Here is a 12,596-nt window from a genome sequence, read left to right as displayed (position 1 = left end):
TTACCTCGCTTCCTCGGGGGCGTTGGCGCCCGTGTCGTGAGGCGCGGCGAGCGCCCCGTCGTGTGTGGTGGCGCGGATGATCAGGTCGATCACGCCCTGCACCGTTTGTTCCATGGTCAGTTCGGAGGAGTCGAGCAGGTGCACACCGTCCTGCGCCGTAGTGAAGTTCACCACGGTGGAGTCCTTGGCGTCCCTGCCCACCACACGGGCCTCCAGGTCCGACGACGCCGCTGCGCCCACCTGTTTGCCCCGCCGCGCCATCCGCGCGGCCTCCGAGGCGGTCAGCAGGATCCGCACCTGGGCGCCCGGGGCCACGACCGTGGTGATGTCCCGGCCCTCGGCCACGATCCGGTACCCGCTGTCCCGGATGATGTCCTGCTGCATGCGCACCAGGACCTCGCGGGCGGGGATGGTCGTGGAGACCGCAGAGACGTGGTCCGTGACCCGGTTACCGCGGATCGCCGTGCGCACGTTCTGCCCGGCCACCGTGATCCGCTCCTCGTGGGGATCGGTGCCCATCTCCAGGGGGACGGTCTCGGTTGCGGCCGTGACGGCCTGCGGATCAGTGAGATCCACCCCGGATTCGAGGCACCACCAGGTCACCGCCCGGTACATGGCTCCCGTGTCCAGGTAGGCCAGGTCGAAGCGGCGGGCCACCTCCTTGGACACCGAGGACTTCCCGGAGCCCGAGGGCCCGTCGATCGCGACCACGAGTCGCGCGTTCGTGTCCCATGCGTTCATCACTGCACCACCTTCCAGCCGCGTTCCTGCAGCTCGTCCACGAGGCCTTCCCGGCGGTTGGGATCCACCGAGGCCACGACCAGGCCCACCGGTTGCCCGGGTGAGTGTTCCAGGCGCAGGTCCTCCAGATTGACCCCGATCTCCCCGATCTCCGTGAGCAACTTGGCAATGGTCCCGGGGGTGTCGTCCACGGCCACGGTGAAGGTCGCGAAGGCCCGCGGTGCCCCGCCGTGCTTGCCGGGGATCCGCGCCTGGCCCGCATTGCCCTCGGCCATGAGTTGGGCAATGTCCAATCGCGCACCGTCCGCCGCCGGGTCCTCCAGCGTGGCGATGAGCCGTTCGATGTCCTCGCGCACCTCGTACAGCGAGCGCACCACGGGCCGGGCGTTCGCGGAGAGGATCTGCACCCACAGGCCGGGGTCCGAGCCCGCGATCCGGGTGGTGTCCCGCAACCCCTGCCCCGCGAGGGACAGGTGGTGCAGCGGGGTGTCCTGCAAGCGGGAGGCCAGCAGGGAGGACATCACCTGCGGTACGTGGGAGATCAGCGCGACGGTCTCGTCGTGTTCGGTGGGGTCCAACACCGTGATCGTGGCGCCGAGGTCCACCGCGAGGTTCTTCGCCGCCGTGATGGCGCCCGCACCGGTCTCAGGACCGGGGCAGATCACCCACGGCATGGATGTGAACAACTCCCCGCGCGCGGCCACGGGCCCGGACTTCTCCCGCCCGGTCATGGGGTGGGTCCCCACGTACCGGGTGAGGTCCGCACCGGACGCCGTGACGGCGGCCAGGATGGGGGCCTTGACGGAGGCGATGTCCAGCACCGTGGCACCCGGGTGATCGGTCAGTGCCTGCACCACGAGCTCGGCCACGACGTCCGGAGGGGCCGCGACCACCACGAGCACGGGCTCGGGCACGTCCCCGCCCGCGGCGCGCACGCTGCGCCCCGCGCCGATGTCCTGGGCCACGGCCTCCGTGGTGGGCGAGGAGTCCCGCAAGTACACGCTCACACCCAGGTGCCGCAGGCCCAGGCCGATGCTCGCCCCGAGCAGACCGGAACCGATGACCAGCACCGGTCCGGTCGTGGATGCTGTCACGGGAACCACGATCACATCCCCACGGACGCGAGGAGGTTGCCCACCTCGGTGTGCGAGAGCTTGCGCACGGTGCCCTGGCGCTGGTCTCCGATCGCAATGGGGCCCACGTGGGTGCGCGCGAGCTTCTCCACGGGGTGGTTCACGGCGTCGAACATGCGGCGCACGATCCGGTTGCGCCCGGAGTGCAGCACCACCTCGATGAGCACGTGCCCGGGGGTGGAGTCCACGAGGCGGAAGTCGTCCACCTTCGCATCGCCGTCCTCGAGCCGGATGCCCTGCTTCATCTGATTGCCCACGCCCTTCTCCACGGGCCCGTGCACCTGGACCAGGTACGTCTTGGGGACCTCGTAGGAGGGGTGGGTCAGGCGGTTGGTGAGCTCGCCGTCGTTGGTGAGCAGCAGCAGACCCTCGGTCTCCACGTCCAAGCGGCCCACGTGGAACACGCGTTCGTGCTTGCGCGGGTCCAGGAAGTCGCTCACGCAGCGCCGGCCGTCCGGGTCCTCCATGGTGGAGACCACACCGGCGGGCTTGTTGAACGCGTAGTAGACGAGCTTCTCGTCGGTCTGGATGCGCATCCCGTCCACGTGCACGGCCTGCAGCACAGGATCCACGCGCACGCCCAGCTCGGTGACGATCTCACCGTCCACGGACACGCGCCCGTCCTGGATCATCTCCTCGCACACGCGCCGGCTCGCCACGCCCGCCTGGGCCATGAGTTTCTGCAGCCGCACGCCGTTCTCGTCGTGCACCTCCAGCCGGTCCACGGGCGGGTTCTTGGGACGACGACGCCGGTGCGGGCCGTGCTCCTTGATCGCCGCCGCGCGGCGCTCGTACTTGTCCACGCCCGCGAACGCGCGAGGCTTCTGGGGTCCCTTGCGGGACGCCGCGGCCTTGGGCTTGCCCGCCGCCTTGCCGCGCCCGGCACCCGGGCCCTTGGAGTAGCCGCGCCCGGCTGCGTCGCCCGAGCGGGATCCGGAGGCCTTACCGGGACCCGAGCGGAAGCCGGCCTTGGGCCCGGATTTGGAGCCCTTGCCGCGACCCTGGGGGCCGCGGGCTCCCCCGCCGCGGGATGGGTTGTTGCGTGATTGTGCCATGCGTCGATCAGTCCTCTATGTCGTCAAGTTGGTCGGTTCCCGGCAGCAGGGGTGCGATGTCCGGGAGCTCGTCCAGCGAGCCGAGACCGAGTTTTTCCAGGAAGAGCGGGGTGGTGGAGTACAGGACGGAGCCCGTGGCTTCCTCGCGCTCGTGGGCCGTAAGCAGCCCGCGCTGCACCAGGGTGCGTACCACGCCGTCCACGTTCACGCCGCGGATCGCCGAGACGCGGGAACGGGAGACCGGTTGCAGGTAGGCCACCACGGCCAGGGTCTCCAGGGCGGCCTGCGACAACCGCGAGCTGCTGCCCTCCACCACGAAGTCCGTGACGAGCTGCGCATGCTCGCTGCGGGAGTAGATTCGCCACCCGCCGGCCACTTCGCGCAGTTCGAAACCACGCACGCGGGCGGCGGGCACCGTGTCGTCACGGGAGGCCGACCGTCCATCATATCCGGCGGCGCCGTCCCGTGGTGAGTGCGCCGGGGTGTTTCCGATCACGCCGTCGTAGTCGGCCTTGAGGTGTTCCAAGGCGCTGCGTACCCGGTGCACGGGCTCGCCCGTGACGCGCGCGAACTCCTCGAGCTGCACGGGGGCCGCGGCCACCATGAGCACGGCCTCCAGGGCCGAATACAACTGCGCGTCGTCGAGCCCTGTGGGCTGTTCCGAGTCGTGGGTGTCGACGATGTCGACATTGGGGGGTCGTGCGGGGCTGGGTTCCGCCACGCGCTCATCATCTCCTTCGGTACGGTTCACACCGATCCTGTGCGGGAATCATTCTCCCAGGTTTTGCTCCCCGGCGCTCGCCGCCGGATCCGCCTCCGCGCCCGTGTACTCGCTGCTCAGGGACTCGGCGGTCCAGTCGTCGGAGCCGTCCCAGCGCACGAGCAGGGGTCCGAGCACTTCGTCCTGGCGCATGCGCACCACCCGGTCTCGGTACATCTCGAGCAGGGCCAGGAACCTCACGACGATCACGAGCGTGGACGTCGCGTCCGCGATCAGCGACCGGAACGTGTGTTCCTCGCCGTCCCGCAGCGCCTCGGCGATCGTCTCGGCCTCGTCCGCGACCCGCACCCGCGCGCCGTGGAGGTGAGCGACGTCGACCTCTTCAGGGACGTGCCGCTCGGGGTCCAGCGTCACGACGGCCAGGTGCGCGAGCTGATCGGGTGTGAGCGTCCACATGAGCGGCGGCAGGGCCGTGACGACCGCGGGGTCCAGGTCCACGTGGCGCGGGATCCGCACGGACTCCGCGGCGAAGCGCGCGTTGAGCTGCCCCGCGACCTCCTTGAACGCCTTGTACTGCAGCAGGCGTGCGAACAGCAGGTCGCGCGCTTCGAGCAGTTCGACGTCGTACTCGTCCTCGACCTCGCCGCGCGGCAACAAGCGCGCCGCCTTGAGATCCAACAGGGTGGCCGCGACCACGAGGAACTCGCTCGCCTCGTCGAGCGCCTTGGGCGAGGCGATCTCCTGCAACTCTCGCACGTACTGGATGAACTCGTCCGTGACCGCGGACAGGGACACCTGGGTGATGTCCATCTCGTGCTTGGCGATCAGGGACAGCAGGACGTCGAACGGACCCTGGAAGTTCTCGAGCGCCACGGTGAAACCCGCGGCCGCCCCGGACGGCGCGTCCGACGGCTCGCCGGAGGACCCACCCGACGCCGCATTTGCCTCGCGCTCGACGGTGCTCACGAGTGCGTGGGGATCACGGCGCCCCGCCGCGCGAGATCAGCTCGCGCGCGAGCTGACGGTAGGACTCGGCACCGGGGTGGTTGCTCGCGAAGTTGAGGATCGGCTCCGCGGCCACGGTGGCGTCCGGGAACTTCACGGTGCGCTTGATGACGGTGTCGAAGACCTTGTCCCCGAACGCGTCCACGATGCGCGCGATGACCTCGCGCGAGTGCAGGGTGCGGGAGTCGAACATGGTGGCCAGCACGCCGTCGATCTGCAGCTTGGGGTTGATCCGCTCCTGGACCTTAGAGATCGAATCCACGAGCAGTGCGACCGCGCGCAGCGCGAAGAACTCGCAGATCAGCGGGATGATCACGCCGTGGGAGGCCGTGAGCGCGTTGACCGTGAGCAGCCCCAGGGACGGCTGGCAGTCGATCAGGATGACGTCGTAGTAGTCCTCGACCTTGCGCAGCGCGGACGCGAGCACCTGCTCGCGGGCCACCTCGGTCACGAGCTGGACCTCCGCGGCGGAGAGGTCGATGTTGGCGGGTAACAGGTCCACGTTTTCCACATGGGTCTGCTGCACCACATCCCACACGTCCACGGAACGGTCCATCATGACGTTGTAGATGGTCAGGTCCAGCTCGTGGGGGTTGGACCCGAAGCCCGCGGACAGCGCGCCCTGCGGGTCGAAGTCCACGAGCAGCACCTTGCGCCCCAGCTCGGCGAGCGCGGCCCCCAGGTTGATCGTGGACGTGGTCTTACCCACCCCGCCCTTCTGGTTGACCATCGCGATGATGCGGGCGGGGCCGTGTTCCGTGAGCTCGGGCGGGTCCGGGAAGGTCCGCACGGGGCGGCCGGTGGGGCCTACGGCGTCCGACGCCGGGTTCTGCTGGGGCGTCTCATCACTGGCGTTGCTCACGGGCGACAGCCTTCCTTCCTGGGCGTCCGTTCAAGTCTCAACGCCCTACCCTACCGCCCGGGGGTGCACCCGACCGGTACCAGCTGCGCTCCCCCGCACGAACGTGGACATGCACCGGGCCCCACCGCGGTGACGGTGGGGCCCGGTACGGGGGCTCGGCGGCGTGACCTGGGGAGTCAGTGCTCCCGCGGGGTCACGGGCCGGGATTCCGGATGTCCCTCGAGGGCCTGCTCCGGGGCGGTCGGGGAGCCGTGCGGGTCCACCGTGAGGGATTCCTCGTCGAAGGGCTCGGCACCCGAGAGCACCCGGCGCACCCGGTCCTTGTCCACCTGCTTGACCCACGTGCCCAGCACCAGGGTGGCCACCGCGTTACCGGAGAAGTTGGTCAGGGCGCGGGCCTCGGACATGAAGCGGTCGATCCCCACGATCAATCCCACGCCGTCCACGAGGTCCGGGCGGTGGGACTGCAGGCCGGCGGCCAGTGTGGCGATGCCCGCGCCGGAGACACCGGCCGCACCCTTGGACGCGATGATCATGAACAGCAGCAGCGTGATCTGCTCCCCCAGCGCCAGCGGCTTGCCCATGGCGTCCGCGACGAACAGCGCGCCCATGGTCAGGTAGATCGCGGTGCCGTCCAGGTTGAACGAGTAACCCGTGGGCACCACCACACCCACGACCGGCTTGGACACACCCAGGTGCTCCATCTTGGCGATCAACCGCGGCAGGGCCGCCTCGGAGGAGGACGTGGAGAAGATCAGCAGGTACTCGCGGGCCAGGTACCTCATGAGCGAGAAGATGTTGACCCCGGAGACGAGCTTGAGGATCAACCCCAGGACCACCACGATGAACAGGATGCACGTGACGTAGAACGCGAGCATGAGCCCAATCATGGACACGATGGCTTTCATGCCGGTGGCACCGACCACCGCGGCGATCGCCCCGAGCGCACCGATGGGTGCGAGCCACATGACCATCATGAGCAGCCGGAACACGAGCGCCTGGATGTAGGTCACGGCCTTGAGCACGGGCTTGCCGGACTCCCCCATGGCCTGCAGTGCGAAGCCCACGAGCAGCGCGACCAGCAGGGTCTGCAGGATGTTCCCGGAGGTCAGGGCGGAGAACAGCGTGGTGGGGACGATGCCCAGCACGAAGCCCACGGCACCGCCCTCGGCCGAGTGGTCTCCCCCGGAGGCCAGCCCCGAGGAGTCGTAGTGCGCGTTGGCCAGGTCCAGTCCGGATCCGGGCTGGACGATGTTGCCGACCACCAGACCGATCGCGAGCGCGAAGGTGGACATCACGATGAAGTAGGTCAGCGCGAGCCCACCCACCTTGCCCACCGTGGCGGCGTGGGCGATGGACCCCACCCCGAGCACGATCGTGCAGAAGATCACTGGCGCGATCATCATCTTAATCAGGGCGATGAACCCCGTGCCGAGCGGCTTCAGCGCCACACCGACGTCCGGGAACAACAACCCGATCAGCGCGCCGAGCACCACGCCGGCGATCACGAAGATGTAGAGGTAGTGGGTGCGGTCCTTCTTCCGCGGACCGGCGCCCGCGGCGCGGGCTCCCCCGGGGACGCTGCCCCGGACGCGCGTGTCTGACATGGTGTCTCCTGACGGATCGGAGGTGGTTCGGTGGTGGAATGGTGATCAGCCTCACGCACCATCCGCGCCCGCGTCGCGTTGTGGTCATATCGTTCATGACCGGGATCACAGTGCCCGCCGCGAACCTCCCGCTGCCCGCCCGTACGACCCGCACCATTCGCTCGGAGCCGCCATGTCCCTCGCCCGCCGTTTCCTCGCTCTGCAGTTGGGGCTCGTGGTGGTCATCTCGCTCGTGGTGGCCGGTGTGATGGTGTGGCAGACCCACACCCGGGTCACGGAGCAGGCCCAGGCGGTCACGCGGGTGGCCACGGGAACACTCGTGGACGATCCGTTCGTGCGGGACGTACTGCTCTCCTCCGACCCCCACCCGAGGCTGCAGGAGCTGACGAGCACCCTCGAACGGGACACCGCGGTGGACTTCATCACGATCATGACCCCGGACGGCACCCGGATCACCCACCACGACGAGGGCCTCGTGGGTCAGCAGTACCTGGGCGACCGTTCGCAGGCGCTGCGCGGCGAGGTGCACGCCGCGACCGAGGTGGGTCGGCTGGGTCCCTCCGTGCGCACGATCGCGCCCGTGCGGGACCGGGACGGGACCATCATCGGACTCGTGTCCTCGGGGGTGCTCGTGAACCGGATCGCCGCGGAGAGCCGCCACGAGCTGCCAGGACTCGCCCTGATCGTGGGTGCGCTGCTCGCGGCGGCCTCGGTGGTCTGCGTTCTGGTGGCGCGCTACCTCAACCGCATCACGGACGGGCGCTCCCCCGAATCCCTCGTGCGCGGTCTCGCGCTCAACCGCGCGGTGCTGTCCCGCGCACGGGAGGGGCTCGTGCTGCTGGACCCCGCCGACCGCCCGGTGCTGAGCAACACGCGCGCCGGTGAGCTGCTCGGCGTCACCCCCGGCGAGCAGCGCGGCTCCTCGCCGGAGGACGCCCGCTTCGAGCCGTACGACAACGCCCGCTCCGGCCCCGGGAGCCCACGACGCGGTCGCGGTCTCTCGGGTTCACGCGGGATCGCCCGACGACGACGCCGCCCGGCCGCCGAGCCCGTGCCCCCGGCCGTGGCCGAGCTGCTCGCCCGGGCGGGCACGTTCGCGGACGAACGCTGCACCGTGGCAGGACGCACCCTGGTGGCCTCGTGCACCCGGGTCTCGGAGGACTCCGGGCTGCGTGTGCTGATGGTCCAGGACCAGACGGAGCTGAGCAGGATGTCCGGCGAGCTGGACACCGTGCGCACGATGGCCGCCGGGCTGCGCGCCCAGACCCACGAGCACGCCAACCGGATGCACACCGTGGTCTCGCTGCTCGAACTCGAGCGCTACCCCCAGGCCCGGGAATTCGCGGCCTCGACCCTCGAGGGGTCAGTGCGATTGGGTGAGACCGCCCGAGAGATCGAGGACCCGTACGTCGCGGCATTGCTCGCGGGTAAGACCGCCACGGCCCACGAACGCGGCGTGGAACTGGTGGTCGTGACCCACGAGCGGGTGCCACCGCTCGCCGTGGACCCCTCCGAGCTCGTGAGCGTCCTCGGCAACCTCGTCGACAATGCCGTGGATGCGGTCAGCGATGTCGAACGGGACGAACGTCCGGGCGACGAACCGCCCACCGTGGAGGTGGAACTCGTCCCGTCCCGAGACGGGCGGTTCTTGCACCTCACGGTCGCCGACAACGGGCCCGGCATCCGACCGGACGTGCGGGAGCGGCTCTTCGACCCCGGGGTCACCACCAAGCCCGCCACGGACGCACCCCGCGGGGTGGGCCTGGACGTCGTGCGCCGGGCGGTGGAGGGCTGGGGTACAGAACTCACGGTGTCCCACGAGGCGGGCGCCGTGTTCTCGGTGGACATCCCCGCGCAGCACCCCGCCCTCGATCGGAAGGAGAACCGATGATCCGCGTGCTCGTGGTGGACGACGAAGCCCTGACGGCGTCCGCGCACGCCGAGTACGTGGCCCGCTGCGCGGGATTCGAGGTGGCAGGGGTCGCGCGCAACGGCACGGCGGCCGTGCGCGCGGTGCGGGAGCGGGCGGCGTCGTCGGCCCCGGTGGACCTCGTACTGCTGGACCTCACGCTCCCGGACATCTCCGGGCTCGAGGTGGCCCGGGCCCTGCGAGCACAGCGCGCGGCCGTGGACCTGCTGATCGTCACCGCACACCGGGACGTGGCCACGGTGCGGGACGCCACCGCGGTGGGGGTGGTGGGCTACCTCGTGAAACCGTTCACGTTCGACGAGCTGCGGCGCAAGCTCGAGGCCTACGCCGCGTACCACCGGGTGCTCGCGGCGGCCACGCCGGACGACGCCGCGATCGAGCAAGCGGAGCTCGACCGGATCTTCGCCGCCCTGGTTGCTCGCCCCGCTCCCGCGCCGCCCAAGGGTCTCGCTCCCGACACCCTCGAAGCGGTCGCCGGCTTCCTGCGGGAGGCCCCCGACTACCACTCCGCGGGTGAGCTCGCCCGTGAACTGGGGCTGGCCCGCGTGACCGCGCGGCGTTACCTCGAGCACCTGTGCGCGGCGGGATCCGTGGAGCGGCGGGCGCGACACGGCACCCCCGGGCGCCCCGAACTGGAATACGGGTGGCGCCGCTGAACCCAGCGGCGCCACCCGTCACGTGGTCGATCGGTCGTGGGGGGGGACTACTCGGAGGTCACGGCGCTGCTTTCCGCGCGGGCACGACGGCGCTCGCGGCGCCGTCGTGAGAGCGGGACGTGGACCCTGGCCACGAGCCCGCGGTGCGCGCGGTGCCTCAGCATCTTCAGGGGCCCCGGTGCGGGTACGGCGCGCGTAGAACGCGGCCACCAGCCCGAGCACGCCGAAGGCCACCATGGACGAGGTCCCGTAACGGGACAGGGAGCTCGTGGTTTCCGCCCACAGGGTGCGGCACGCGATGTCCAGGGGCAGGCCCACCAGGAACCCCAAGGCGCCCACGAGGAACAGGCCCAGACCCATCGTGAACATGATGGGGATCTCGAAGCGCACGGCCACGAAGGTCTCCAGGCCTTCCGCGACCATCCCCCGTACGACTCGGTGTTGCGCAGCCCACCGCCGCCGTTGCCGACGGCGCCCAGGATCGCCGGCGCCGATGGACGAACGGCTCGAGGACTGGCCCGGCAGCAGGGTGAGCACCGTGATCATCACGGCGTGCAGCGCCAGGCCGATCCAGAGCCAGATCTTCTAGGCCTGGGGACTCGTGGCCAGCACCGCCGCGACCACCAGGGCCGCGAGACTGCTTACGGACGAGCTCGAGAAGAGCCAGATGTTGGTCAACAGGGTGCCCAGGAGCGCCAGGCCGCGCAGGACTTCCAGAGCCACGAGCCGTCTGCTCATACTCAGGGCGAGGGCCTGGGCCCCCGTCCACCGCACCTGCCGAGTCACCGGACGGCGGGTGGCAACACCCCGCGAGCGGTCCTTGACCGCGCGGGCGGGGAGTGTTTGTGCGGAGTCAGAGTGTCTACGCGACTGCGGAGTGCCCGCGCGGATCCTGTCGGTCCGCGCGAGCCGCTACCCCTGCTCGCGCGGTGCCAGCACGGCGTGCAGCGCCTCAAGTACGGAATCGTCCTCGATGGTCGAGGGCACCGTGTACTTCTCCCCGTCCGCCATCTGACGCATGGTCTTGCGCAGGATCTTCCCCGAGCGGGTCTTGGGCAGGGCGTCCACCACGGCCACGTCCTTGAAGTCCGCCACGGGCCCTATCTGCGAACGCACCATGCCCACAAGGTCTTCGCGCAGCTTCTGGGGTTCGATGTCCGATCCGGTCTTGAGCACCACATACCCGCTGGGGCGCTGACCCTTGAGGGGATCGTTCACACCGATCACCGCGCACTCGGCCACGTCCGGGTGGGTCGCCACGACCTGCTCCATGTGCCCCGTGGACAACCGGTGCCCGGAGACGTTGATGACGTCGTCGGTGCGGCCCATCACGAACACGTACCCGTTCTCATCGATGTAGCCCGAGTCCCCCGTGGCGTAGTAGCCCGGGAACGCCGAGAGGTAGGAGGACACGAACCGCTCGTCGTTGCGCCACAGGGTCACCAGGGTGCCCGGCGGCAGGGGCAGCCGCACCGCGATGTTGCCCTCTTCCCCCGGACCCAACGGCTCACCCACGGGATCGAGGATCTCCACGTTGAACCCGGGCACGGGGACCGTGGGCGAGCCCGACACTATTGGCAGCTTCTCGATCCCGAAGGGGTTGGCGCAGATGGCCCACCCGGTCTCGGTCTGCCACCAGTGGTCCACCACGGGCACCCTGAGCACGTCCGAGGCCCAGCGGTGGGTCTCCGGGTCCAGTCGCTCACCGGCCACGAACAGCGTCTGCAGCGAGGAGATGTCGTAGTCGCGCACCAGGTCCCCCTGCGGATCGGCCTTGCGGATCGCGCGCAGCGCCGTGGGGGCGGTGAACAGCACCTTGACGCCGTGCTCGGCCACGCGCTTCCAGAAGGCCCCGGCGTCCGGGGTGCCCACGGGCTTGCCCTCGTAGACCACGGTGGTCGCGCCGGCCAACAGGGGCCCGTAGACGATGTAGGAGTGGCCCACGACCCATCCCACGTCCGAGGCGGTCCACATCACGTCCCCGGCGCCGATGTCGTAGATGTTGCGCATGGACCAGCTCAGGGCCACCGCGTGCCCGCCGTTGTCCCGCACCACGCCCTTGGGGGTGCCCGTGGTGCCGGAGGTGTAGAGGATGTAGAGCGGGTCGGTGGCCTTGACCGTCACGGGCTCCGCGGGCGTCACGCCGTCCTGCGCCTCGGTCCACGACAGCCACGCGGGCCCGCCGTCGCCGGCCCGCTCGCGCGCCTGGGCCACGGTCGTGACGAAACCGTCCCGTTCGTGCACGAGCACCGCCGACGGCGCGTGGTCGCTCAACTGCAGGGCCTCCTCGATCGCGGGCAGGTACTCGATCCGGCGCTTGGGCTCCACGCCACCGGACGCGGTGACGACGACCACCGGGGCGGAGTCGTCGATCCGGCTCGCCAGTTCCTTGGGGGCGAAACCCCCGAACACGACGGAGTGCACCGCACCCAGTCGCGCGCACGCGAGCATCGCGATCAGGGACTCCGCGATCATGGGCATGTAGAGCAGTACCCGGTCCCCCTTGGTCACACCCTGGGCGACGAGCGCACCGGCGAAGCGGGCCACGCGCTCCTGCAGCTGCGCGTACGTGATGTGTTCCTGGGTGTCCAGCACGGCGGAGTCGTAGATCAATGCCGTGCGCTCCCCGTGCCCCGCGGCCACGTGACGGTCCACGGCGTTGACGCACGTATTGAGCTCCCCGTCCGGGAACCACCGGTAGAGGGGTGCGGCGGAGTCGTCGAGTGCGCGGGTGGGTGGGCTCACCCAGTCCACGGCGTCGGCGGCGTCGAGCCAGAACCGCTCGGGGTCCTCCACGCTGGAACGGTAGACGGATGCGTACGTGGCCTCGGACATGGCTTCCTCCGCGGGTGGTCGTGGTGAGGATCGGTGCCACCAGGATAGTGT

Annotated in this window: 12 protein-coding genes; 2 read left to right on the top strand and 10 right to left on the bottom strand. The window is 70.1% G+C overall.

All coding sequences use genetic code 11. The features are described 5' to 3' along the window. The 7 genes from cmk to IE157_RS05275 form a co-directional block, all read right to left on the bottom strand. Window positions 1–741, bottom strand: coding sequence for a (d)CMP kinase (gene cmk, locus IE157_RS05305; RefSeq protein ID WP_193519372.1), 741 nt, complete (start codon window positions 739–741; stop codon window positions 1–3). Beyond that, window positions 741–1,850: a prephenate dehydrogenase gene (locus IE157_RS05300; RefSeq protein WP_098055211.1), complete on the bottom strand. Its 1,110-nt coding sequence runs from the start codon at window positions 1,848–1,850 to the stop codon at window positions 741–743. Before IE157_RS05300 ends, cmk begins: the two co-directional genes overlap by 1 nt. Further along, window positions 1,847–2,929, bottom strand: a complete 1,083-nt coding sequence (locus IE157_RS05295) for a pseudouridine synthase (RefSeq protein ID WP_144996930.1) — start codon at window positions 2,927–2,929, stop codon at window positions 1,847–1,849. Before IE157_RS05295 ends, IE157_RS05300 begins: the two co-directional genes overlap by 4 nt. 7 nt (window positions 2,930–2,936) lie before the next feature. After that, a complete protein-coding gene (gene scpB / locus IE157_RS05290; protein WP_369795636.1) occupies window positions 2,937–3,650 on the bottom strand; it encodes an SMC-Scp complex subunit ScpB in 714 nt (237 codons plus the stop codon). Window positions 3,651–3,698: 48 nt separating this feature from the next. Further along, on the bottom strand, window positions 3,699–4,523 hold the full coding sequence (locus IE157_RS05285) for a segregation and condensation protein A (RefSeq protein WP_404820611.1): 825 nt from the start codon (window positions 4,521–4,523) through the stop codon (window positions 3,699–3,701). Window positions 4,524–4,629: 106 nt separating this feature from the next. Then, complete coding sequence (locus tag IE157_RS05280) at window positions 4,630–5,517, bottom strand: ParA family protein (protein WP_064847382.1); 888 nt, start codon at window positions 5,515–5,517, stop codon at window positions 4,630–4,632. Between the two features lie 176 nt (window positions 5,518–5,693). Then, window positions 5,694–7,124 (bottom strand): cation:dicarboxylate symporter family transporter, encoded by a 1,431-nt coding sequence (locus IE157_RS05275; protein ID WP_193519370.1) that lies wholly within the window; start codon window positions 7,122–7,124, stop codon window positions 5,694–5,696. Between the two features lie 172 nt (window positions 7,125–7,296). Here IE157_RS05275 and IE157_RS05270 point away from each other — a divergent pair, with 172 nt between their 5' ends. Then, complete coding sequence (locus tag IE157_RS05270; protein WP_193519369.1) at window positions 7,297–9,015, top strand: sensor histidine kinase; 1,719 nt, start codon at window positions 7,297–7,299, stop codon at window positions 9,013–9,015. Further along, window positions 9,012–9,710, top strand: coding sequence for a response regulator (locus IE157_RS05265; RefSeq protein WP_193519368.1), 699 nt, complete (start codon window positions 9,012–9,014; stop codon window positions 9,708–9,710). The genes IE157_RS05270 and IE157_RS05265 overlap by 4 nt, the downstream gene beginning before the upstream one ends. A gap of 18 nt (window positions 9,711–9,728) precedes the next feature. On the opposite strand, the gene IE157_RS05260 is transcribed toward IE157_RS05265, so the two are convergent. From IE157_RS05260 to IE157_RS05250, 3 genes are all read right to left on the bottom strand, one after another. Then, window positions 9,729–10,256: a hypothetical protein gene (locus IE157_RS05260; RefSeq protein WP_193519367.1), complete on the bottom strand. Its 528-nt coding sequence runs from the start codon at window positions 10,254–10,256 to the stop codon at window positions 9,729–9,731. A gap of 39 nt (window positions 10,257–10,295) precedes the next feature. After that, window positions 10,296–10,433 carry a hypothetical protein gene (locus tag IE157_RS05255; RefSeq protein ID WP_179861289.1) on the bottom strand — a complete coding sequence of 46 codons (138 nt, stop codon included), beginning with the start codon at window positions 10,431–10,433 and terminating at the stop codon, window positions 10,296–10,298. A gap of 189 nt (window positions 10,434–10,622) precedes the next feature. Further along, window positions 10,623–12,545 carry a propionyl-CoA synthetase gene (locus IE157_RS05250; RefSeq protein WP_193519366.1) on the bottom strand — a complete coding sequence of 641 codons (1,923 nt, stop codon included), beginning with the start codon at window positions 12,543–12,545 and terminating at the stop codon, window positions 10,623–10,625. Between the last annotated feature and the right edge of the window lie 51 nt (window positions 12,546–12,596).

This window comes from Kocuria marina (assembly GCA_014652975.1).
Lineage (GTDB): Bacteria > Actinomycetota > Actinomycetes > Actinomycetales > Micrococcaceae > Kocuria > Kocuria marina.
The sequence above is the reverse complement of the archived record's forward strand: the minus strand, read 5'-3'. Positions and strand labels throughout refer to the sequence as shown.